The sequence below is a fragment of the Oscillatoria sp. CS-180 genome (genome assembly GCF_028330965.1).
Classification (GTDB): Bacteria; Cyanobacteriota; Cyanobacteriia; order Phormidesmidales; family Phormidesmidaceae; genus Halomicronema.
This window is the reverse complement of sequence record NZ_JAQMUB010000079.1, coordinates 70091-94006: the sequence shown is the minus strand read 5'-3', so window position 1 is coordinate 94006 and position 23916 is coordinate 70091. Positions and strand designations below refer to the sequence as shown.

Here is a 23916-nt window from a genome sequence, read left to right as displayed (position 1 = left end):
GCCGTTCAAGCTCTAGATGAAGGAGAGACGCTAACTGAGACCTTCACCTATACGCTGGACGACAGTGAAGGCGGGACGGATACGGCAACGCTGACGGTGACCATCACCGGTGAGAACGATGCCCCGGTTGCTGGAACCGCGATCACCAACCAAAACACACCCGATGACACCACCATTGCCCCCGTCGATATCTCGGGCAACTTCAGCGATCCTGACACGAGTGACATCCTGACTTACACCGCAGTCGGACTTCCGCCAGGACTAACCCTCGACCCCAACACGGGCATCATCACCGGCACGATTGACAACAGTGCCTCTCAGGGGGGCTCTGGGAACGATGGCATCTACTCCATCACCGTCACCGCCAAGGACGACAACGGCGAAACCGTTGATCAGGTCTTCACGTGGACCGTCATCAACCCGGCACCCACTGCGACTGACAACACAGCTGATGTCATCGAAGACACGACACTCAGCGATACCGGCGACCTTATCACCGATGATGATGGTAACGGCGTTGACAGTGACCCCGATGGCGATACCCTAACGATTGCCCAAGTTCAGCATGGCTCAACTACCGAAACCGATCCCACACAAGACGTGACGGGCGACTACGGCACCCTGGACTGGAACGCCGATGGCACCTACACCTATACGGTGGATGGTAAGAACACAGCCGTTCAAGCTCTAGATGAAGGGGAAACGCTGACTGAGACCTTTACCTACACGGTAGATGACAGTGAAGGCGGAACAGATACGGCAACGCTGACGGTAACCATCACCGGTGAGAACGACGCCCCGGTTGCTGGAACCGCGATCACCAACCAAAACACGCCTGATGACACCGACATCACACCACTGGATATTTCGGGCAACTTCAGCGACCCTGACACCACCGATATCCTGACCTACACCGCAGTTGGTCTACCGCCAGGGCTGACCCTCGACCCCAACACGGGTATCATCACAGGCACCATCGATAACAGTGCCTCTCAGGGGGGGCCTGGGAACAATGGCATCTACTCCATCACCGTCACGGCCAAGGACGACAGTGGTGAAACCGTTGACCAGGTCTTCACTTGGACGGTCACTAACCCAGCACCCGATGCCACGAACAACACAGCTGGTGTCACCGAAGATATCGCACTCACCGACGATGGCAACCTGATTACCGACAATGATGGTACCGGCGCAGACAACGATCCTGATGGTGACCTCCTCACCATCACACAGCTCCAGCATGGCACCACGATTGAGACCAATCCGACAGTCGATGTTGCTGGTGACTATGGCACCCTCGACTGGAACGCGGATGGGTCTTACACCTATGTCCTGAAGAATAGCGATCCCACCGTCCAAGCCCTAGACGATGGAGAAACCCTCACCGAAGTCTTCACCTACACAGTGGAGGATGGGGAAGGCGGTGTAGATACGGCAACGCTAACTGTCACGATCAATGGCACTAACGATGCGCCTGTGGCGGGGACGGCGATCGCCAACCAAAATAATCCCGACAGCACCACCATCACGCCACTTGATGTCTCGGGCAACTTCAGTGACCCAGACACTACAGACGTTCTAACCTATACATCAACAGGTCTACCGCCCGGTCTCATTCTTGATCCAACGACAGGCATCATCAGCGGGACGATTGACAACAGTGCCTCTCAAGGTGGACCCAATAACGATGGCGTTTATTCAATCACCATCACGGCTACCGACGACAGCGGTGCACCCGTTGACCAAGTCTTCACCTGGGTGGTCACTAATCCAGTTCCCACTGCCACTGATAACAGTGCTGAGGTGACTGAAGATATTGCACCTAGCGATAGCAGTAACTTGATCGCTGACGATGACGGTAACGGCGTTGACAGTGACCCTGATGGCGATCTGCTGACAGTTGCCCAGATTCAGCATGAAACCACAATTGAAACGAATCCTGCAGTGGACATCGCTGGCAAGTACGGCTCGTTGGATTGGAATGCTGATGGCACTTATACCTACACAGTCGATGGGACAAATCCCAATGTTCAATCGCTGGATGAAGGTGAAACGCTGACTGAGACCTTTACCTACACAGTGGATGATGGCGATGGCGGTACGGATACCGCAACGTTGACGGTAACCATCAACGGAACCAATGATGCTCCAGTTACTGGAACGCCAATTGCAGCTCAGGATACACCTGACAACACTATTATCCCACCACTGGATATCTCTGGGAACTTCAGTGATCCCGATGCCACTGATACGTTGACCTACAGCGCCGTAGGCTTACCCCCTGGCCTCATGCTTGATCCAGCGACAGGCATTATCAGCGGGACGATTGACCCCAGCGCATCCCAGGGTGGTCCTGGCAGCGATGGCGTCTACTCCATCACTGTCACCGCCAAGGACGACAGTGATGAAACCGTTGCTCAGGTCTTCACCTGGTCCGTCACCAACCCTGTTCCTACTGCGACTGATAACGTTGCTGCTGTCATCGAAGACACGACCCCCAGCGATAGCGGCGACCTCATCAGCGATGACGATGGTACCGGCGTTGACAGTGACCCCGATGGCGATACCCTAACGGTTGCTCAAGTTCAGCATGGTTCAACCACTGAGACCGACCCCACACAAGACGTGACGGGCGACTATGGCACTCTGGACTGGAACGCCGATGGCACCTACACCTATACGGTGGATGGCAAGAACACAGCCGTTCAGGCTCTAGACGACGGGGAAACGCTGACTGAGACCTTCACCTATACGCTGGACGACGGTGAAGGTGGCACAGATACCGCAACGCTGACGGTGACCATCACGGGTGAGAACGATGCCCCGATCGCCACAACCCCCATCACAGACCAAGATAGTTCGGACAACGTCAATATCTCACCGTTGGATATCTCCGATCACTTTAGCGACCCAGATACTACAGATGTCTTGATCTACACCGCAGTCGGTCTACCTCCTGGCCTGAGTCTTGATCCTAATACGGGCATCATTAGCGGCACGCTGGACTCAAGCGCATCCCAAGGCGGTCCCGGCAGTGACGGCATCTACCCAGTCACCATTACTGCAACTGATAATGACGGAGAGTCGTTTGAGCAGATATTCAACTGGACGGTCACTAATCCTGGTTTGACAGCAACTGACAATACGGCAACTGTCGGTGAAACAGTTCCTGGGAGTGACAGCGGTAATCTGCTCACGGATGATGACGGCAGCGGCGTCGATACTGATATCGATGGTGATCCGCTAGTCGTGACCAGCATTACCCATGATTCAGCGACGGTAGCCGATCCAACGACAGACAGCATCGGTGCGTACGGCACACTGGACTGGGAGACTGACGGAACCTACAGCTACATCGTGAATAGCAACCATCCTGAAGTGCAGGCTCTGGGTGCAGGAGAAACCTTAACGGATGTATTTGTCTACAGGGTTACAGATGGGGATGGCAGCGAGGGTAGCGCTAATTTAGTTGTCACCATTTTGGGCGAAAATGACGCACCTGAAATCATCACGCCCATCGGAGAACAAAGCGGCCAGGATAATGCTCCCGTCAACCTGAATGTGGCTCACCACTTCAGCGATCCAGACGCGAATGATACCCTGACCTTCAGCGCTGAGGGATTACCGCCTGGGTTATCGATTGATCCGACTACGGGTGTGATCAGCGGTGTTGTCATTGGGAATGCCTCTCAAACTGGACCGTACACCGTCAAAATCACCGCAACAGATGGCAAAACACCAACGACAGGGACGTTTCTCTGGTCCGTTACTAACCCTAGCCCAATTGCCGTTGACGATGTTCTCAGCATTGATGAGAACACGGTTCTTATAGGTAACGTCATCGGCACTAATCCGTCTGTTAGTGACAGTGATCCCGATGGTGATCCTCTATCTGTTCTACTGGTCAATGGGCAAGCTGCTGATGTTGGCAACCAGATTACGCTCGCATCCGGAGCACTGCTGACACTGAATTCAGATGGCACCTTTAGCTATGACCAAAATGGACAATTTGCCAATCTGAATAATGGCGAAACGGGAACAGACAGCTTTACTTACACCATTTCTGATGGACAAGGGGGTACAGATACAGCGACGGTCACGCTGACGATTAACGGAGTGAGCAGCACTAATCCCAACCAAGGTAGTGCAGGTGCCGACATCATCACTGGTGGTGATGGGAATGACATCATCAATGGATTGAGTGACACGGATATTCTTGACGGTGGCGGCGGGAATGACATCATCAACGGCGGTAGCGAGGGGGATACCGTCATCGGCGGGACCGGGGATGACATCCTTAATGGCGGCAGCGGCGACGACGACATCAATGCGGGCGAAGGCCATGACATCGTCAACAGTGGCAGTGGTCATGACCATGCTGTTGGCGGTCCTGGTAATGATTTGATCAGCGGTGGTAACGGTAACGACACGCTATATGGCGAAGGCGGGCAGGATCGCTTGCAGGGTAGTGACGGCTTCGACTATCTGGACGGTGGTGTAGAGAATGACTTTCTTGATGGTGGTCACGACAACGACGTCTTAGTGGGCGGAGACGGTGCTGATGTGATGGTGGGTGGACAAGGAGAGGACATCTTCAAGTACACAGTCCTTAGTGAGTTCGGCGACCTGATTACTGACTTTGAGATTGTGAGCGATCGCATTGACCTCAGCCAGGTTGCCGGTCTGTCTCCCAACGCTCTCCAAATAGACCAAGTTGGCAGGAACACTGTGATCAACGCCAATGTCAACGGCGCATTGCAGACCATTGCCACCCTGCAAAATGTCAATGCCTTTACCATCGACGATGCCCACTTTATCTGGGATGGCAGTGTCACGGGAGGGACACCAGGCGGTCAACCAACCGCTTCAGGGTTAGCTCTGGATCAGGCCGATGATTATCTGGCATCCAACGTCGACCTCATGCAAGCCTTTGGCTACAACCTAGAAGCGGCTCAAGCTCACTATTCGCAAGCAGGTCAACAAGAGGGGCGATTTGTAGACACCTTCGCAGAAGATATCTATCTAGCTTCTCACGGTGATTTGATTGCGGCATTTGGCTATAACTTGGCAGCGGCGACTCAGCACTATATCGAACAGGGGCATGGGGAAGGCCGTACGGCTAACGGATTTAAGCCAGAGCTGTATCTGGAAGCCTATCCCGATTTGAAAGCTGCTTTTGGTAACGATCTAGCAGCGGCGACTCGACACTATATTGAGTCTGGCTACGCCGAGGGACGCGACTATCTGCTGGGCTTTGATGCTGCGGCTTATATCGCCTCCCATAGTGACCTCATTGGTCACTTAGGCCATGACCTAGAGGGTGCACGACAGCACTATCTCACTCATGGTTATGCAGAAGGCCGCACGGTCACCTTCGAGGCAGATGATTACATCGCGTCTCATCCAGACTTAATTCAAGCGTTTGGCTACAACCTGGATGCGGCGACAGAGCATTACATCACACTGGGGGCTAGTGAAGGACGGGCCGCTGATGCCTTTAACGAGACAGCCTATCTCAATGCCTATAGTGACTTACAAGCAGCCTTCGGTAGCGATACTGAGGCAGCGACTCAGCACTACATTCAATTTGGTTTCTTTGAAGGTAGGACTTTCTAGAACCAGGGAAAGCATAATCTGAAGGTAAAGGTGATCGCCCCTGATTTCGGGGACGATCGCTTTTTTTGATATGTTCGTTGCCAGTTCCGTTAGGACAAGATGGCTCAAGCTATAGCCGTCGCCAGTTCCGCTAGGCCAGATGGCGAGCCATCTGGCCTATGCTAAGCACCCGGATGCTATTGGGAATGCACAAACCTAGATGGCTACAGCCATATATTGCATAACGCATCGAAAAACTTCTCTATTTCTTCCCAGTTTTGACGTTATCTAAAGAGGGGAAGGGGGTAAAAATCTGCCTGGGGAAACGAATTGAGAACAGCCATGCTTGCTGCCAACAACAACTCAAAAGTTGCGCTCGTCACGGGATCCACTTCGGGGATTGGCAAAGCGATCGCCCAGCGACTTGCCCAAGATGGTTTTACCGTGGCCTTTCACTCCAGGTCTTCTGTGGAAGCAGGAAAGGTGCTGGCAGCCGCTCATCCAACGGCCTCCTATGTGCAAGCAGATCTGTTTGATCAGAGTCAAACCCGACGGTTGATCACTGAGGTCCTATGCCATCATGGTCGATTAGACGTGTTGGTAAACAATGCGGGCATTAGCGCTACCATTTCCCACACCGACTTGCAAGCAGCAACTCCTGAGGTTTGGCGCGACCTATATGAAGTCAACGTCATTGCTCCCTGGACGCTGATTACTGAAGCGGAAAACGCACTGCGACAGTCGTCCACCCAAGCCTGTCCTAGCTGCATTCTGAATATCAGTTCTCACGCAGGGAGTCGTCCCAAAGGAGCATCAATTCCTTATTCTGCTAGCAAAGCAGCGCTAAGCCATATGACCAAACTGTTGGCATTGTCTTTGGCACCTCAGATTCGGGTCAACGCGATCGCACCTGGACTTGTCCATACCCCCATGAGTGAGCATTGGGATACTGCGCGAGAGCTGTGGGCAACGCGAGCACCAATGGGGCGGGGAGCGGAACCCGAAGAGATTGCCCAACTTGCTGCAATGCTAATCGCCAATCCTTACATCACGGGAGAAATTGTGCTGGCGGATGGTGGTCTCAATTTAACTTGAACACAAAGGACTCTAACGGAGAAAACGTGATGTCTGAAGCCAAAGCAACACTATTGAAGGCAGATGAAATTGCAGCTCAACCGGCATTTGAATTTCACCATCCGCTGAATCCCAATTCGGAAGTGCATCTGCGATCGCTCAGCCGTATAGCCAAACTTGGCCGCATCGCTGTCTCTCTAGCGCGTATTCCTGCGGGTAAAGAGTCCTTCATCTACCATACTCATAGCAATGAAGAAGAATGGATTTACATACTGTCTGGTCGAGGAATTGCTGAAGTCGCTGATACAGAATACGAAGTAGGTCCTGGTGATTTTTTAGGTTTTGGTCTACCGCAAGCCCCCCATCATTTACGAAATCCTTTCACTGACGACTTGGTTTATCTCGTGGGAGGAGAATTGGTGAACAACGATATTGGCACGTTTCCTCGCCACGGCAAGCGACTGATTCGAGACGGCGAGCAGGCGTACCTCGTAGACGAGGAGGCTTTGACTGACTTTTGGACAGTTTAAATTGCTTTAGAAGAGAGTTACTGTCTGACATTACTATTGTGGGAAGACTGTATTTCGGGCCGCTGCGTCATTGTCAGATTTTTGCTAGGTTTGTAGGCCGCAAACGTGAACTTTGCAGCGTTACAGCATACGATCATCCCATACCATTGAGGCTTGAACACAGTGAGCAAAGACCCTGAAGTCGACATTCAAGAAGCCGAAGAAACCTTGAGAAAAGCCATGTTGGCATCAGACGTCGAGGTCCTGGATCGGATCATCGCACCCGATCTAATATTCACCAATCACCTTGGGAAACAGATGACCAAACAGGATGACCTGGACGCCCACCGCTCTGGTCAAATTGCCATTGAAACGGTTGATCTTTCAGATCAGACGATTAAGCTGCTAGAAAACGTTGCGATCGTAACCGTTGCCGCTCACATTGTGGGCAAGTTTGCTGACGATACCTTCGACGAAACCCTCCGCTTCACTCGCGTTTGGCAAGCAACCTCTCCTGGCAATTGGCAAATTATTGCAGCCCATGCCAGCGCAGTGGTTGAGCAACCGCAAACCTGACATCTGCCTTATAAATCTGCTCAAACCACATACCTGTTTGCTAGTCTCCACATTGAGATAATCACCTCCTAAAGAGCGATCGCCATGGCAAGATCTCCCTTACTGGACCCAGAAGAGAACTATACCTTTAGCAAGTATGCCGAATTGCCCTTTGATCCAGCAGACATTCTGGCCGAGTTTGGGGTCTCGTTGAAAAACACTGCGCTTGAGTTACCTCAGCAGCTTCCGATTGATCCCAACCCATTGAAAGTTGAATTACAAGACAATCTGACACTGGTTGATCCATCGTCAGAAATTGCCCGTCGGGAAGCATTGATTTTTCCTGTGCTCAGAACTGTCTGTAAGTTCATTCAAGCACCCTTGAAGATCGAGTATCCAGTTCGCGTGAGTTCAAAACTCAGGGGTAGCTTTGACTATTTCCTCCCAACCTCGCAAAACTTAATTGTCATAGAAGCTAAAAATGCCGATCTAGCAAAAGGGTTTACTCAGTTAGCCGTCGAACTGATTGCCCTTGACCAGTGGACTAAGGCGGTTACGCCTGTTTTGTATGGTGCTGTTACAACAGGGGATACCTGGAAGTTCGGGCTTTTTCGCCGCGATGCTAAGGAAGTTCAGAAGGACATCAATACTTACGCCATACCCAATGATGTGGATCGAGTGCTGTCCATTCTCTTTGGCATAACGTTAGGACTGTCTGATGCAACCCGTTGAAGCGATCGCTCCAATGACGGACAATCAATTGCGTAGAAGGTTGAGTGAGCTATCCTCTGGCCCTCATTCTTGTCAGAAATCCACCGGAATAGTTGCAGGAATCTTGTCGCTAGGCTGTGAAGTATACCCGCCGTGTGCTTCGCCGACTGCCAATGTTTCTTCGTAACGCCGCACACCTGTCACAGGAAGTTTGGCCGCATTAACAATAGCTCCCAAGACCTGCAAATCATCTTTCTCTTCCAACTGCTCCAAAATGCTGGTCAGGGTCGGCTTCTTTGTATAGCCTGGTCGCGCCACAACGACCATACCATCAGTCTTAGGCTCCAGCAGAATAGCGTCGTTGCTGCCTGTTAGGTCGGGGGCATCAACAACAACAAAATCGAACCTAGCTTTCACATCCTTTAAAAATCGATCCATTTCGCTGGAATCGATAACAGCGGCAGAATTTCGCTGGGGACCGACTCCAGGAACCACATAGAGGTTGGCGACATCGGGAACCATCTTCACTGGATCAGATAATCGCCCCCCGTAGAAGCGTAGAGGTTCAACCACAGCATCTTCGTCAGGCTGTACTCCTAAGCGCCATGCTTGAGAAGGGTTTTTGAAGTCCATCTCTATGATGAGAGTTCGCTTGCCGGAACGAGCGGTGGCGATCGCCAGATTATAAGCCGTAGACGTTTTGCCTTCTTGAGCAATCGTGCTGGTTATCAAAACAACTTTTGGAATTTTGCCGTCACTTAACTCAACACCAGAAATTTGTAGATTACTCCGGATACGTTCATAAATGTCGCCAGAGGGGTGGTTGGGATCCGTAATGAGCACAGGCTCACCTCGTTGGGGTGACACCTGAGGAACCAGTCCCAGCAGTGGAATATCCTGATCTTCGAACAGCTTTTCTAAATCCTCGAAGATCCGAATCGTGGGATCAAGCATGTTGAGCAGGAAGATAAAACCACCCCCCAGACCCAAGCCCACTAGAGCACCAATCAACATAACTACAACCGGATTTACCTCTTCTGCTGGAACTTCGGCAGTTGAGGGTGGACTCGCTACAGATAAGCTACTCACTGTTTCGGCCTCGGCGGCTTGAGCATCAATCCGCTTGGCTTGAACTTGATCGTAAAGTGCTCGTTTGAGGGCGACCTGCTGAGCCAGGCGATCGCGCTCAAGCTGCTTGTTGGGCAAACGAGCATAGGAATCTCGTAGCTGAACTTCGGACTGCCGTAGAACTTCCTGCTGAGTAATCAATGCCTCTCGCTGGTTCTTGAGATCGACAAGCTGAAAGGCCAACTCTGCCCGCGCTGGGTCTAAATTACTGTTTTGTCGGATGACTTCGGCGCTAGGAATAGCTGCTAAATTGCTGCCACCGCCAATAATTTCAGCCGCCCGCTCCCGCAGTAGCTGATCGTAAGCATCCAAATTTTTCTGAAGTTCAACCATGGTTGGATGCGCAGGTCTTAAGTCCTGCGACAACAACTTCAGCTGAGATTCGGCCTCGTAAATATTGGCTCGCAACTGAGCCAGAATGGGATCAGCACTAAGAGCAGAAGAGGCATAAGCGGCCTCAGGAGAGAGTCCTAGCTGAGCTTGTAAACTCTGCATCTGTGCCTCAATCCCAGCTAGAGCAATAAGATTCTGACGGCGCTGGTTCTGGCTACTGGAGATAGCGGATAGCAAACTGCCGTCTAATGCGGCCTGAATCGCTGGTCCTTCCAGGCGATCGTAAGCTTCCAAAGCCTGTTCCGCTGCCCGTAATTCGGCTTCTATCTCTGGGAGGCGTTCGTTTAATGCCGTAACAATGGTCCCTAGTCGGGCTCGATTGGTAACGCGGCTCAGCTCAACCATGCCCTGAAACAACACTGACAAAACCGCCTCTGCTTTTTCACGATCATCGGCGGTATAGCTGACATTGACGCTTTGCAGCACGCCCCCCTGCTCCGCACCAGCTGTTTTGATATTGACATTAGTGTTATTGCGAATTTCGCTGGGGTTGATCGCCAATCCTTGAGACGTGAGCTGTTCAGCAACCCGCTCCAACAAGATATCGGCAAGCAAAAACTCTTCAGTAATAATGCCTTGACCTTGCTGCTGTAGCTCAACTCCGGTCGTCGTAAATGAGACGACTGGATTGTTTTGCACCAGCACCCCTTCAGATTTAAACTTGTCCTCCGGTGGTGGTTGAATCGCAAAAAGACTGGATATACCCAGCACGCTGACAAATGTGGCAAGACCAACCCACTTGTATCGATTAAGAGCAAAACCGTATCGTTTTAAGAGGGGCATCACCATGACAGAGTCGTTTCACCGTAAGAGGGCTAAATATCAAAACAGAATGAAAGGAGCGAATCAAAACAGTGCGGTCTAAGAATTGAGAACTTACGGTCCAAATAAGCTTTCAGCGGAGCCAGCGAGTTGATCAAAGAAGAGCAAGAAGCCTAAGACATCTCTAAACGGTTGAGTGAAGGTGTTGAGCGCATAGGTGATCTTAGCAAGAGCCGTACGGTTGACGATGATGACGTCGTTGTCTCGTAGCGGAGGATTTTCTGCAGGAAGACCGCGAAAAGCATCATGACCGTTCAACGTCGTTGTCACCGCTTGTCCAGCTTCTTCATCAAATCGAATTAGGGCCACCTCGTTCAAATTTGAGGTGTCCGGGTTGAGACTAACTCTGACTAGGGCATCAGCAAAGCGACTGCCGTTAGGCATATCGATCGCGGTGAGGGAGCCTGAGGTTGCCCCGCCCAAACTGCCACTGCCGTAGTTTAAAAATCGAACTGTGATGACGGGTTGTGCCAGCGTGGAGCGAGCCACTAGAGTGCGATCGTATTCGTCTAACGCTGCTGGATCTAAGCGCTCTACTAGAATAACGTCGCCATCTTGCAGCGCCACATTGGGAATCTCTTCCCCTTCACTAAGTGGCGTAAACAGATCGATAGTACGTTCTAACAGTTGCCCGTCAGGAAGGCGACGCTGAATAGAGACAGATCTTAGGTCTGCATCCCCGGTGGTACCTCCTGCTGACAACAGCGCTGCTGCAATCTGAGGAGCGCCGAGGGGATAATAGCCTGGTCGGACCACCTCACCTAAAATTGTGACCTCAACACCTCGTTGGGCAACCAGCGTAATGCTCACATCAGGGTTGACTACATATTGGTCATAGATTTGACTGATCAGAGCTTCTGTTTCTTGCAACGTGCGCCCATTGAAAGAAACGACCCCTTGCAGTGGCACAATGACGTTGCCTTGAATGTCTAACGTTGCCTGAAAGCTGAGGTCTGGAAACTGACGCACATTCACGAAGAATGAATCCCCTGGACCTAGACGATAGGTATCAAAATCAGGAGTTTGTGGTGCTCCAAACAGGCTCTCCATGAACGGATCGGGCGATGGGGGAGGCAGCTGCTGAACTGGGGGTAAAGAGGGTGGGTTGGAATCAACAGGAGGTAGAGGAGCAGTGTACTCTGGGTTAGGTCTAAAGTCAGACGGTGCTGAGGGCTCTTCATCAGCATCAGCTTCTTCAGAGGCGGACTGACCGACAGTGGACGCTTCTGAAGCCCCCTCAACTGGACTCTGTTCAGCCTCGGACGTATCGGTTTCTAGCGGCAGCAGAGTGCGTTCTTCTGAACTATTGTGCTGTAAAGCCGTGGTTGACGATGTTGATGCGATCGCGTCAAGTTCAGCTTCAATTGTGGCCTCTGCCTGGGTTAGCAAATCATGTCGGTCTGCCATAGAGTGGGGATCAGCAGCGATCGCACCCGATACAGCAGCGAGTGACATAACAGCAGCACTGGGAACGACCCAGCGATAGCGGCTTAACCTCTGAAAGTAGACGTGGAAATCCTTTGTAGCCATATCAGACTAACCGAATAAAAACAGCACAGTAGTCAAGAGGACAATCGAGGACGGTAGACGCTTATCCGATTCATTTAACCACAACGGCTTCTCTTCAATACCGTGGGCCATTCAAGAATGACACTTGCAGCTTCAGACTGGAACGGATGGCGGAGTGTCCTTAATCAACCTGCAATGTTGAAGCCATCAAAGCGTCTTGGACTGCCTGCGCGATCCCAACGGCTGCTTCTGTATGAGGTCGAATGTTGCCGACAGGTTCAATGGGTAATAGCAGACTGACCGCCACCCAAGGCATGCGCTCACGCTGTTGCCACTGGTATTTTTGATCCGCCCAAAACCATCGACCAGGAGCAAAATGACCTCCCCCCGCCCAGGCATACCACTGCATGACAGCGAATGTGCTCATCTCATTCAGGCCACGAAAATATCGAGTTGTGACCTGCATCGGTTGGCCCATATTGTCTTGTGCAGCAAAGGAAACTCGATGTAAATCGCTCACCTTCCAGCCTTGAGACCCACGCACATCGACCCACTCTACGGTGGGCTGTTGATCATGGGCTACGGGAGCGCGAAGCAGCAGGCCAATAGTCGTATCGGCAGGCACTGAGGTCACGGCATTGCTCGCCTGGTACTCTGCGAAATTCCACCGTTTGCCGCTAATCTCAACGACCTGGTGATAGGACATGTCCCATCCGGGTAAGACGATTGGCTCTTCCAACAGGGTTCTGAGCTGACCGATCTGAGGGATTTGTAAATCAGCATTCCAGGGCCACTGACCCTGCAGATAGTTCGGCAGGGCGGCGATCGCAACTAATACCGTCAACACGGCAACCAATATCCAATGGACCATTGATTTTGGTAAAAACACGGGTTTGACGGCTTGTGACATCGGTGGCATGTCCTCAGAATAAGTAACGCTTAAATGGTTGACTCAGTATTCGTATTAACAGATAGATCCTCCGGGACATACTGCTGAATCAGCTGTAATAAAAAGATCAGAGAGACTAACATGATGGCTGAGTAAAGATCCCCCCCCCAACTCTCGTGTAGCCAGTGAAAAGCTGCATTTCGGCCTGTGCCGTGAAAGTAGCTCAGAGCGGTATTGCGAATAATATTAGCAACCACACTCAGTACCACCGTTGCAGTAAAGAAAACGCCCACTCTAAACCGAGAACGCCAGACGCTATTCCAATGGGCCAAAATTAGAGCTACATACAGACTTGTAAACAGCATCTTCAGTCCAGCGCAATGGGGAGCGACTTCCACCATTTGATCATTGACGCGCAGATAGATTTGGTCGACGGTAACGTCAATTCCGCCCTGCATCAGCAAAAAACCCGCTACGTTAGCGATAAACTCCTGGAGCGGCAAGATGTAAGGCTCGATCAGGTAAGGCATTTGACTGGGAGTGGCGAGCACAACTAAAAGCAAAGGTAGACTCATGAGCTTCAAGCCGGATACACCTTTGAGGCCCAGACAAAGCCCCGCAATCACCAACGGCAGGGAGATATTCATCCAATCAGAAAGCTGACTGAAATAGAGTCCGCCGCCCAAAATTAGCAGGCACAATCCTGCTGGATGAAGCTTGTCGGGCAATTGCTGCCAGCGCGATCGCTCTCCCCACGCCATGTAAGCCGCAAACGGTATCCCAATCAAGCCATGGCTAAAGTACTCATGCTGAATACTGATGGATTTGTTGAGCCAGCCATGTACCCAGTAAGCCATCAGCGGTCCATACATGACTATCAGCAGTCCTAACAGCGTGTAGGACTGAGGCAAGAGTGAAAACCGGGAGGCAGGCTGAGAAGATGTAGACATGGATGAATAGGGGAGATGACGTTAGTGCAAAGCTGCTGTTTTTTCTAAGATTGGCGACTGATGAATCGCGTCAGAAATTGCAGAAACCACCCAATCTGCCTGCTCTAACGTCATACCGGGATACATCGGTAGTGACAAGATTTCTTGGGAAAGTGTTTCCGAGACGGGGAAGGAGCCAGGCAAATAGTTAAGAAACTGAAACGCAGGCTGCAAATGACAGGGCACAGGATAGTGAATGCCCGTTTGGATTTGACGCTGTTGCAGAGTTAGCTGTAGAGCGGTGCGATCAACAGGACAGTCAATAGTGACGCGAATGACATAGAGATGGTAAGCATGGCCCGTACCACTTTGGTTACGGATGGGCGAAATACCAAACTCTTTCAATGCGAAGAGTTGGCGATCGTAGTGCTGGGCTATGCGGTTGCGGGCCTGATTCCAGCCTAGTAGCAGCGGTAATTTGATCTTCAGAACGGCTGCCTGTAGGGTGTCAAGCCGACTATTGGTACCTCCAGGTTCTGTGTGAAAGTACTTGCGCACCGCCCCATAATTCCGTAGCGATCGCAATGTCTGAGCCACCAATGCCTGCTGGGTGAGAACCATGCCACCGTCACCCAGTGCGCCGAGATTTTTACTTGGGTAGAAGCTAAAGGCGGCAGCCGTGCCAATTGCCCCTGCACGGATTCCATCTCTTTCAGCTAGATGAGCTTGAGCGGCATCCTCAAAGATGAGCAAAGAATGCTTCGTGGCGAGTGTTTTTAGCTCATTAGGAGACACCATCTGACCGTACAGGTGAACCGGGACGATAGCGCGTGTCCGAGACGTGATGGCAGCCTCAGCTGCGGTCAAATCAATGAGTGCGGTTTCGCGATCGCAGTCCACGAAGATCGGAGTGGCACCGCTTCGCAGAACGCCGATCAGCGTCGCCACGAACGTATTGGCAGGCAACAAAACCTCATCGCCTTCACCAATACCGCAGGCGGTCAGTCCCAGCGCGATCGCATCTGTGCCACAACCAACACCGATACCATATTGTGTTCCAGATGCTTCGGCAAAGGCAGATTCAAACTGCTTAACAGCTTGACCCATCACAAAATCTCCCTGGTTCAGAATAGCAGTCAGGGCAGACTGGATATCGTCTTGAATGGGTTGATGTTGCCAAGATAGGTCAACAAACGGCACGGTGAGAGCAGACTGCTTCATGGATTTGCCAACGAAAGTCCCGCAAAATATTCAAAATGTTCGAGTCCCACAGGCAGATACCGAATGCTAGAAACATGCCTTATTGCTTTACAGAGGTTTCAGCATCCTACGTCTGATACTAATTAGCCAGATCTAGAGCATACGCCCTTATAATCAAGGCTTCGTGATTCTATTACAAAGGCAAAGGTCTGCTTGATAGAACCTCTATAAAACGTGTGTCTGCGGTTTCTTGAACGAATGAGATGGGCCTAGAGTGCCCGAAGCTATTTCGTTTTCAACAATTCTAGTGTGTCTCTGTTGAGGGCTTCGCTGTTATGGACTTTGATACTGCTCGTCGCTTTCTGCTAGCCCAAACCGTTTCACCAGTCCCCGGACAGACGCCCTTTATCGAATGCTTGCGACAGGGAGTTGCTCCTGTTCCAGGTCAGGTAACGTCGCTTCTGCTGGCACTGAAGACGGTTTCTCAAACCCTGAAGGATGAACCGACTATTGCAAAATCCCTTGGCTTGGCTCTTTTTATCTTGTCCTATGAGAGCCGCCAATTGTATCTACAAGGTCAGCGTAATCGCGTGGACTGGCCGCCGCTTTTGGATGAAGACCTAACTCGCATCGCTGAAGCCGTTCGCACTATTTGGGCTAATGGGGCTAATGAGAACTACCGTTGAAATTTAGGAACGGGAACTTATTTAAGTATCAACTTTGAGCTTTGGATTCGCCGATGACTCAATCATTCAAAACTCAAAACTGAGAACTTAAAATTCATTCATTTCTTAGTGAAGACTACGGTGGTGTTCTACTCAGCCGCCACGGCTACGCCTGCCTGTAAGTGATTCAACATAAGCTGAAAAACATCCACAGCCTTGATGGTTTCCTGCTGCAAAAGCTCAGTGTTGCGGGTAATAAAGACCGGGCAGTCTTCTGAATTCTGAGTGACGTGACCGTGGGAGCCTTTGACCAACGTGGCATCCAAGGGAATGACATCCATCAGATAGCGGAAGCCGAGTTTTTTTTGCAGTAGCTTAGAAGCAATTTTGAGTTTGGGCGCCTTGAGTTGCGGATCAACAAAGAGCTCGACCGGGTCGTAACCCGGTTTGCGGTGAATGTCGACCGTACGAGCAAAGTCGGGGGCGCAGTTATCGTCTAACCAGTAGTAATAAGTGAACCAGGCGTTGGGTTGAGCGACTGCAACAAGTTCACCCGCGCGATCATGATCGAGGTGATAGTCACGTTTTCCGGCTGCATCCAGAACCCAATCAATCCCCTCTGCTTGCTCTAGCAGTTGTTTGACAGAAGGCAACACATCGGGGTTGTTGACATACACATGAGCAAGCTGATGATCGGCAACTGCAAACGCCTGACTTGCTCCTGCGTCCAGCAGTTCTAGACCAAGCTCCTGGCGCACCTGTAGAAGTCCAGCTTCTCGTAATAAGCGATTGATGTGAACAGGTTTGCTGACAGGAGTAATGCCGTACTCAGACAGCACAATTACCTGAGCACCTCGATTCTCGTAAAACTCGATGAGTTCTCCACAAACATCGTCAATCTCTCCCAGGTCCTGAGCGATCGCCTCGGCATCACAACCAATTTTCTGCAAGCAATAGTCTAAATGCGGTAAATAGATTAACGTCAGCGTTGGATGATGGCGATTTTCCACCCACTTGGCTGACTCTGCGATCCATTCACTAGACTCGACCGATGTTGCGGGGCCCCAGAATTTGAAGAGTGGAAACTGACCGAGCTCAGCTTGTAACTGAGGCCGTAGATCTGCTGGCTGGGTATAAATATCTGGAAGTTTGCGGCCATCGGCAGGGTACATGGGTCGGGGGGTGACAGCGTAGTCCACTGTGGAGTACATGTTGTACCACCAAAACAGATTGGCGCAGGTGAACGCAGAGTCAATTTTGCGGGCAATATCCCAAATCTTAGGAGCTTGAACAAGCTTGTTGGACTGTCGCCAGAACTTGACCTCACAATCATCGCGAAAATACCAGCCATTCGCGACAATGCCAGTTTTATCAGGCCACTGCCCGGTTAGATAGGTACTTTGAGCCGTGCAAGTGACGGCTGGGAGAACGGGCTGAATGGTTGCGAGCTGCCCCTGGCGCATCCACCGCTGAAGCTTGGGAGTGTGTCTTCCAATCAGGCGAGAACTCAGACCAACCACATTAATGACGACTGTTTTCTTCATAAAAAGTGAGATGTAGAAATAAGGTTTTGTATAAGTAGCGTGAGATGAGCACTGCTTAATCTCTGCCTATAGGCATTCTCATAGCCCTTTCAATCAAAAAGGAATCGCTTTAACTGGGAGAAAGTGCGGAGGTGACCGCCGTGGCCGAGACTTTGGACAAGGTTGCTAAAACCCATTCATACTCGCGATGAATTGATGTCAGAACGTCTAGTTTCATCTCGGATGGAAGCACATCCCAGGTATAGGTTTCGATTTCAAAATGAGTGCAGTCAGAAAACTGAGGCAGCTTTTCCAAAACCGTCGTGATGTGGTCTCGGGTCGATTCGAAGGGAGGATAGCGGTCAATAAAAAGGGGAACATGGAAGTGGGTCCGCCATTCGATCGCGGGAGTCTCTGCCAGTGCGGATAGGGCATCGCTCAGATCAGGATAGTGATGCAACGTTCCAGGCGATCGCTGCTCAATTACCTGATGTAAATAGGTGGACTCTGCAAATGGTTCTAATTGATGCTGCAAACAGGCCCTCTGAGCAGGTTCCGTTGGAATAGGAATGCGAATGGCTGAACTGAGCTGTACTTTGCCGATCTCGATACCGGCTGCTTTGAACTTGGCTAAAGCGGTGGTGGGATCTTCATATTCCACTGCAAAATGGCACGTGTCATAGCAAATGCGGATGTGTCGTCGTAGCCATCGCTCTGCAACTTCCAAGAGGATGCCATGCCGTTTTTGTAAATACAAACAGCCTATGGGTAATAGCCATTCTTGAAAAAAGGCAATGACCTCATCTGCATTCTCAAGCAGTGCATCGGGCTCTGGCTCTAGATCTAGATGCAGCAGCTTGCCGGTTGCATTCTCAATACGAGCTAGCTCTGCCGCCATTTCCGCTAGATAAAGACTACTTTCCTCAAAAACAATGGTCTGTTCTTCTGAATAGGGTCGATACCAGGGTTTGTAAGACAGGGGCACGGTGGAAATGCCGCCGTCTACAGAGCGAGGCATTAAAGCTGCCAAGATCGTCACTAGCCGTTGGGTGTATCTCAGTCGAGGGCGCGTGGACCAATCGGGTGCATACACTTTGTCCTTCACGGCTTGCTGATGGAAGCCGCCGTAGGGAAAGCCGTTGAGTGTGAAAATATAACAATCTTCAGCCGCTAACCAGTCTTGTAAGCAGAGCAGGTGGTTGCCTGCCAGCAATTGCTCACTGGCTAGACTAGACAGCCGTAACCCAATGCCGAATGCTGTATCCGGAGAAACACGTTGCTTGAGAGCAGGAATATACGTCTGTAGATTTTGAAAAACACTGTTCCAATCTTCACCGGGGTGAATGTTGGTGCAGTAGGTTAAATGACGGGAGGAATCACGGCTAATACGCATGGGGAGTCTCACACACAGCTAGAGTTTGAGTAGTTGCAAAGAAAGAGAAGATATCGATTCGCGATTTTGATATTGAATTGCGGATTAAAAACCGTTTAATTGAGAGCGCCTTCAACTCCAACATCTGTAGATACCCATCTGTAGATACAACAATAAGGAGTCGGTATAACAGTTAAAGAGCGCCTATTTTCAGTATTCAACACTTGTTAAGTGACCGTTACTAAGGAATAGGTAGTGACTTCAAGAGGGCGATCGCTTCTCGGTAGCGTTGCAGGTCAACTTGATGCACTTCCACACCGAAACCAATTTCGTGCAGCAGAGTTATCGTCAATTCGCCACCCAGATGCTCTCGAAATTCTGCGAGGCCTCGAAAGATGGAGTCAGGATGCTCCGGATAGTTGAGATGATTGGATAGCTCTAGGACATAGGGGGTGAATCCTAATATCCGAAAGGTATTGCAGATGCGCTGCCAAGCTGCCTGGGAGAGCCATCCAGCCAGATAAGAGTAAGCACTGTCAAGAACAATCCCAATCGCAACCGCTTCTCCATGCCGCAAATGGTAATGAGTCAAGCGTTCAAGACGGTGGGCAGCCCAGTGTCCAAAATCTAGCGGGCGTGACGATCCCATCTCGAACGGATCGCCATTGTTTGCGATGTGATGCATGTGCAGTTGAGCACAGCGGTAGATAGAGGACTGCATGGGAGCCATTTCCCGCCGAGCGATCGCGGCAGCATTGGCTTCTATTTCGGCAAAAAAATCAGCGTCTTTAATCAGTGCAACTTTGAGCGCCTCAGCCATGCCAGCCCGCCAATCGCGATCGTCTAACGTGGTTAAAAAAGCAGCGTCGTTGATTACAGCATAGGGAGGTGCAAAGGTTCCCAAAAAATTCTTCTTACCGTAGACATTGATGCTGTTTTTGACGCCAACACCAGAATCATTTTGAGCCAGAACGGTAGTGGGGACTCGAATCAGGCGAATGCCTCGATGGGCAGTCGCTGCCGCATAGCCCACCATGTCCAGTACGGCACCTCCACCGATACCCACAACATAGGAATGTCGGCACAATCCGACTGCGTCCATCTGACGCTGTAGCTGCTCAATCAGGTTGAGATCGTTCTTTGCCGCTTCCCCACCAGGCACTCGAATGGGAGGTGCGGTGAGAGTCAGGGCGTCGCAATAACACTTACCATAGTGCTCAATTTGGGACAGCAAATGCGGATGATGGTTTGCTGCACCATCATCGACAATGACCATAATTTTTTTAGGTCCTGCTTCGCCATCGGCTGCGATCGTCTCGGCCAGTAAGGCGTTGTCTGAATGAAAGAGGGCTTCTGTAAAGTGCACAGTGTACTGAAAGGAGACCGTAAACTGCTGGTGAATCGGTGTACTGACTCCTGATCGTATTGGCGTAGGAAAAGTAGCAACCACGGTTAAAACCTCTTGTTGTTAATAATGAATAAAAAAATCAGTTAAAAAATCTAAGTCACCGCAAACAAACGAGCCAGAGCCATAGATAGAGGCAAAAGTCCCAGTACGGCTAATCCATAGGGCCAGCCTGCAAATCCTGCCGCGATCGCGGCGTCTAGAACAATCAAAGACAGGACCCCGGTTTTCACTGCTTTCTGAATCGTGGTAGGACTAGGATCCTGAGCAGCTTTAGCAAACGCTGGCAAGACCAACATCCCAAAAAGACCAGCGAAGGGGAGTACTGAGTGCCAGTCGTAGTCACCCCACCCATTGAGACTAAATATTCCTACGAGAACCAAAAGCACGAGAGCGATCGCCAAGAGGCCCGTTTGTCGCTTGCCGCCTTCTACCTCTCCTTGACTAATAGCGGTTACCGCTGCGATGTAAACAATAGGAATACCTGCTAAAAACCAGCGTTCCAACACCAAAGCAGGAACTGCACTGACCCCCAGTAGAAGATTTCCCCCTCGACATAACCCCATATTCAGAGGCCCTAACCAACCCTGATGCTTGCCTAAGGCGTCGTACACCACGGCAGCTAGAGCGATCGCGATTGCCAGTCCTGCACTTAGGATGGAAACCTGAGCTGCTGCCGCAACGCCAACGCTCAGCAGACTTGCCCCGAGCAAAGTCGCGCCCAACAAAGTGGCTCGTCCTGTCGGAATCGGGCGCTCTGGACGCTCTATCCGATCAAGTTCCGCGTCAAATACGTCATTGAACACAACGCCACCGCCATACAGTCCGCTGGTCGATAGCAGCAACCAGCCTAGCGGGGCGAGCGGGCTGAGAGACCAATCACCCACCGCCACAGTCATGACAACAGTGGCGCTTCCGGCTGCGGCATAGCCGACGAGGATGTCGGCCCAGGCCGTCAAAATATTGGCTGGTCGCATGAGCTGTAGGTAAGCCCAAATAGATTGCGATCGCACACTTAACGTTTCCACGGTTCCTCTCTAAATAAGTTTTGAGTTTTAAGTTTTGAGTTTTGAGTTGTCATTTAGACGTTTCGATTGCGATCGTTTTATTGTTTAACGGATAATCATGGATTCTTTGGCTGGGTCGTAGATAGTGGGAGTTTGGCCTCGGAGAACTGAATTGCCGTTGTAAAGTTGGCGCTGGTCGATCGCAGGCGGATTGAGCCAGTCGTCTGCCTTCATTTCACCGCTTTGACCGTAGGCTTTGAGGGCATTGCCGTAGCACACTGCAGTCACCTGCTCTTGTGGAATGCCACTTTCGAGCATGAGCTGTGCTGTTTTGGGAACCGCGAGCGGGTCGCTCAGCCCCCAATCAGCAGCGCTATCGATGAAGATGCGATCGCTGCCGTATTTTTTGAGCACTTCCACCATGCGTTCATTGCCCATTTTGGTGTTGGGGTAAATGGAGAAGGCACACCAGAAGCCACGATCAAGGACTTCGGCAACGGTTTCTTCGTTGGCATGGTCAATGACAACTTGTAAAGGATCTAATCCGTGTTCTAGACAAATGTCCATGCTGCGGCTGGTTCCCTCTTTCTTGTTGCGGTGAGGAGTATGGACCAGAACCAATTTGTCGAGTTCTTTAGCCAGTTCCAATTGCAAGCGGAAATACTTCTCTTCGGCTGCCGTCATGTCATCAAAGCCGACCTCTCCCAAAGCAACAACGCCCTCTTTACAGGCATAGAGGGGCAGTAGCTCCATAACCTGCTCGGCGAGTGCTTCATTGTTGGCTTCTTTAGGATTGATTGAGATCGTGCAATAGTGGCGGACACCAAACTGACCGGCCCGAAATCGCTCCCAACCGATTAGGCTGTTGAAGTAGTCCTGAAACGTGCCGATATGAGTTCGAGGCTGCCCTAACCAAAAGGCTGGCTCGATCACCGCAACAACACCGTATTCCTTCATGACAAGGTAGTCATAAGTCGTACGAGAGGTCATGTGAATATGAGGATCAATGACCATTTGAGAGTTGGGAGGCATGACTGTCCTTGATTCGCTTTCTTAGGTCTAGATAATGGGCTAATGGAGGAAAGTGGCAGAGCTGAAAGACGGCTCTCTTTTGCCTGATTCTTAGGGGTGGGTAAGGCTAAAGCTGTCCCAAGTGAGTTGCCCTGTTGCGATCGCCTGCTTGATGTCAGGCACGGTATCCAATAAATTCTGTGCATCGGGTGATGGAGCGCTGGCGCAGGCAAGGGCAGCAGCTTGTCGATCAGACAGTTCACGGCTGCTCAGCGCTCGTTCTAAATCGGCAACGAGCCAGCCCTCAGCAAAAGGCCCCAAAGGTCGCCACAGTTGAGGATTGACAGGACGACCAGCGGCCCAACGCTCGTGGGCATAGTCAGACAGCATCTGCGCTAGTTTAGGATTTGCCCGATCCTCTAATCGCTGAATTTGACTCAGCCGAGAATCCACAAACAGAGCCTTTAGAACCATCTGGTTCCAGGCGGCTTCATCAAAATAGTCAGCCGGATAGGGATTATGCAGCGCGATCGCATTGAAGACCGCTGTGATATTGGTTCTTAAACCATCGATGGCTCGGGCAATCCATCTGTCAGGATGAGGCAGAACGGGTAGACTCTGATACAGCGCTATCTGTTCGGCAACATCGGCTGCTGCAAAGAGCTTTTCTAATGCAGCAACGTAGCGATCGTGCGGCTCTGATGGAAAAGTGAGCAACAAGAGTGTCCGTGCTGCTTGGTCAAGGCTCCACTGGTTGGGCGTCCACCCTGCTCTGGCTATAGCAGCTGTGTGCAAATCGACCTCACTAAGCCGCAGATCTGCTTTGCCCACCTGTCGAGGAGCAGTGCTAAATCGAGTAAACAGTACTCGCTCAGAATCCTCATCAGACAGTTGTTCAAGTGTTTGCGCTAGCCAGGCAGCTCCTGATGCCGTTAAGTGACGGGATAACCATAGGTGTAAGGTAGCAGCCACCTGAGCGGAATCGGGCAGCGCGATCGCAGAATACGAAGTACTAGCAACCATAAATTTAAAGTTTCTAAAAGATTACTCATGAGCAAACGTGCTGTCGTTCTCAGCAACACACTGTTAACGACAGCAATGACAATATTGAAAATTAAGGGAGTTCTATATAAGCGCAATCACAGGTCAACATAAGCGTTGACACTACGACTTATCCATAAAAGTACTGAAGGGCTTTTCTGGATTCAAGCACAGAGCCAGTACCTTTACTGAAACTTCAAGGGAATCCGGTTCGTCTATAAATCCTAAAACAAGATTGTCCAATCTTGAAAACACCTAACATAGCAGGCTTTCAGAAGAAGACCCTTTTGACAAGAATTTTTCAAAAGCAGGTATAACAACATTCGGGGAAGAATGAGTTTCATAGGTCTTGGTAATCCAAGCTTTGTCAGTCATAAGATTGAGCCGCCAAATCATTTATCGGCGTATATTTCGGCTTTTGAAAAAGCAATCTTTATCTTTTGACAGATCAAAATTGCTGACGCCTTTAACGCCTTAATATTACTGAAACAGCGAAGTTCTTTCTCATATCTATAACTCTGTTCTGACTACAACCTTTTATCAAAATTCAATAAAAAAGGATGCATTGAAACGCATCC

17 protein-coding genes are annotated in these 23916 nt (G+C 50.7%); 6 read left to right on the top strand and 11 right to left on the bottom strand.

Translation table 11 applies throughout. The features are described 5' to 3' along the window. The 5 genes from PN498_RS18730 to PN498_RS18710 form a co-directional block, all read left to right on the top strand. A partial coding sequence (locus PN498_RS18730) for a beta strand repeat-containing protein (protein ID WP_272064706.1) occupies nt 1-5616 on the top strand: 5616 nt, incomplete at its 5' end. 321 nt (nt 5617-5937) lie between these two features. Beyond that, complete coding sequence (locus tag PN498_RS18725; RefSeq protein ID WP_272064704.1) at nt 5938-6690, top strand: SDR family NAD(P)-dependent oxidoreductase; 753 nt, start codon at nt 5938-5940, stop codon at nt 6688-6690. Nucleotides 6691-6719: 29 nt separating this feature from the next. Continuing rightward, complete coding sequence (locus PN498_RS18720) at nt 6720-7199, top strand: cupin domain-containing protein (protein ID WP_272064702.1); 480 nt, start codon at nt 6720-6722, stop codon at nt 7197-7199. Nucleotides 7200-7361: 162 nt separating this feature from the next. After that, entirely contained in the window at nt 7362-7754 is a 393-nt protein-coding gene (locus tag PN498_RS18715; RefSeq protein WP_272064701.1) for a nuclear transport factor 2 family protein, read from the top strand. 84 nt (nt 7755-7838) lie between these two features. Beyond that, on the top strand, nt 7839-8465 hold the full coding sequence (locus PN498_RS18710; protein WP_272064699.1) for a hypothetical protein: 627 nt from the start codon (nt 7839-7841) through the stop codon (nt 8463-8465). A 72-nt stretch (nt 8466-8537) separates the two neighbouring features. On the opposite strand, the gene PN498_RS18705 is transcribed toward PN498_RS18710, so the two are convergent. From PN498_RS18705 to PN498_RS18685, 5 genes are all read right to left on the bottom strand, one after another. After that, nucleotides 8538-10754, bottom strand: coding sequence for a GumC family protein (locus PN498_RS18705; RefSeq protein ID WP_272064697.1), 2217 nt, complete (start codon nt 10752-10754; stop codon nt 8538-8540). An 87-nt stretch (nt 10755-10841) separates the two neighbouring features. Continuing rightward, entirely contained in the window at nt 10842-12317 is a 1476-nt protein-coding gene (locus PN498_RS18700; protein ID WP_272064695.1) for a polysaccharide biosynthesis/export family protein, read from the bottom strand. Nucleotides 12318-12477: 160 nt separating this feature from the next. Then, nucleotides 12478-13206, bottom strand: a complete 729-nt coding sequence (locus PN498_RS18695) for a cyanoexosortase B system-associated protein (protein ID WP_272064693.1) — start codon at nt 13204-13206, stop codon at nt 12478-12480. A gap of 29 nt (nt 13207-13235) precedes the next feature. Beyond that, nucleotides 13236-14135 (bottom strand): cyanoexosortase B, encoded by a 900-nt coding sequence (crtB, locus tag PN498_RS18690; protein ID WP_272064691.1) that lies wholly within the window; start codon nt 14133-14135, stop codon nt 13236-13238. A 21-nt stretch (nt 14136-14156) separates the two neighbouring features. Then, nucleotides 14157-15335, bottom strand: coding sequence for a DegT/DnrJ/EryC1/StrS family aminotransferase (locus PN498_RS18685; protein WP_272064688.1), 1179 nt, complete (start codon nt 15333-15335; stop codon nt 14157-14159). A gap of 314 nt (nt 15336-15649) precedes the next feature. Between PN498_RS18685 and PN498_RS18680 the strand changes: the two genes are divergently transcribed. Further along, nucleotides 15650-16000 (top strand): Dethiobiotin synthetase, encoded by a 351-nt coding sequence (locus tag PN498_RS18680; protein WP_272064686.1) that lies wholly within the window; start codon nt 15650-15652, stop codon nt 15998-16000. A gap of 128 nt (nt 16001-16128) precedes the next feature. Here PN498_RS18680 and PN498_RS18675 read toward each other — a convergent pair whose 3' ends face one another. The 6 genes from PN498_RS18675 to PN498_RS18650 all read right to left on the bottom strand — a co-directional run bounded on the left by PN498_RS18675 (nt 16129) and on the right by PN498_RS18650 (nt 23320). Further along, nucleotides 16129-17523 carry an alkaline phosphatase family protein gene (locus tag PN498_RS18675; protein ID WP_272064684.1) on the bottom strand — a complete coding sequence of 465 codons (1395 nt, stop codon included), beginning with the start codon at nt 17521-17523 and terminating at the stop codon, nt 16129-16131. Nucleotides 17524-17632: 109 nt separating this feature from the next. Beyond that, nucleotides 17633-18895 (bottom strand): metabolite traffic protein EboE, encoded by a 1263-nt coding sequence (eboE, locus tag PN498_RS18670; RefSeq protein ID WP_272064682.1) that lies wholly within the window; start codon nt 18893-18895, stop codon nt 17633-17635. A gap of 220 nt (nt 18896-19115) precedes the next feature. Next, entirely contained in the window at nt 19116-20324 is a 1209-nt protein-coding gene (locus tag PN498_RS18665) for a 3-dehydroquinate synthase (RefSeq protein WP_272064679.1), read from the bottom strand. Between the two features lie 50 nt (nt 20325-20374). Continuing rightward, a complete protein-coding gene (eboC, locus tag PN498_RS18660; protein WP_272064678.1) occupies nt 20375-21307 on the bottom strand; it encodes a UbiA-like protein EboC in 933 nt (310 codons plus the stop codon). A gap of 84 nt (nt 21308-21391) precedes the next feature. Next, on the bottom strand, nt 21392-22318 hold the full coding sequence (locus PN498_RS18655) for a TatD family hydrolase (protein ID WP_272064676.1): 927 nt from the start codon (nt 22316-22318) through the stop codon (nt 21392-21394). Nucleotides 22319-22408: 90 nt separating this feature from the next. Beyond that, entirely contained in the window at nt 22409-23320 is a 912-nt protein-coding gene (locus PN498_RS18650) for an EboA family metabolite traffic protein (RefSeq protein ID WP_272064675.1), read from the bottom strand. Nucleotides 23321-23916: the final 596 nt, after the last annotated feature.

What these genes read in the sequence shown, in the direction of transcription:
- PN498_RS18725 (WP_272064704.1), top strand. Translation starts at nt 5,938, where the DNA reads ATGCTTGCTGCCAACAACAACTCAAAAGTTGCGCTCGTCACGGGATCC.
- PN498_RS18720 (WP_272064702.1), top strand. Translation starts at nt 6,720, where the DNA reads ATGTCTGAAGCCAAAGCAACACTATTGAAGGCAGATGAAATTGCAGCT.
- PN498_RS18710 (WP_272064699.1), top strand. Translation starts at nt 7,839, where the DNA reads ATGGCAAGATCTCCCTTACTGGACCCAGAAGAGAACTATACCTTTAGC.
- PN498_RS18705 (WP_272064697.1), bottom strand. Translation starts at nt 10,754, where the DNA reads ATGGTGATGCCCCTCTTAAAACGATACGGTTTTGCTCTTAATCGATAC.
- PN498_RS18700 (WP_272064695.1), bottom strand. Translation starts at nt 12,317, where the DNA reads ATGGCTACAAAGGATTTCCACGTCTACTTTCAGAGGTTAAGCCGCTAT.
- PN498_RS18695 (WP_272064693.1), bottom strand. Translation starts at nt 13,206, where the DNA reads ATGTCACAAGCCGTCAAACCCGTGTTTTTACCAAAATCAATGGTCCAT.
- crtB (WP_272064691.1), bottom strand. Translation starts at nt 14,135, where the DNA reads ATGTCTACATCTTCTCAGCCTGCCTCCCGGTTTTCACTCTTGCCTCAG.
- PN498_RS18685 (WP_272064688.1), bottom strand. Translation starts at nt 15,335, where the DNA reads ATGAAGCAGTCTGCTCTCACCGTGCCGTTTGTTGACCTATCTTGGCAA.
- PN498_RS18680 (WP_272064686.1), top strand. Translation starts at nt 15,650, where the DNA reads ATGGACTTTGATACTGCTCGTCGCTTTCTGCTAGCCCAAACCGTTTCA.
- PN498_RS18675 (WP_272064684.1), bottom strand. Translation starts at nt 17,523, where the DNA reads ATGAAGAAAACAGTCGTCATTAATGTGGTTGGTCTGAGTTCTCGCCTG.
- eboE (WP_272064682.1), bottom strand. Translation starts at nt 18,895, where the DNA reads ATGCGTATTAGCCGTGATTCCTCCCGTCATTTAACCTACTGCACCAAC.
- PN498_RS18655 (WP_272064676.1), bottom strand. Translation starts at nt 22,318, where the DNA reads ATGCCTCCCAACTCTCAAATGGTCATTGATCCTCATATTCACATGACC.
- PN498_RS18650 (WP_272064675.1), bottom strand. Translation starts at nt 23,320, where the DNA reads ATGGTTGCTAGTACTTCGTATTCTGCGATCGCGCTGCCCGATTCCGCT.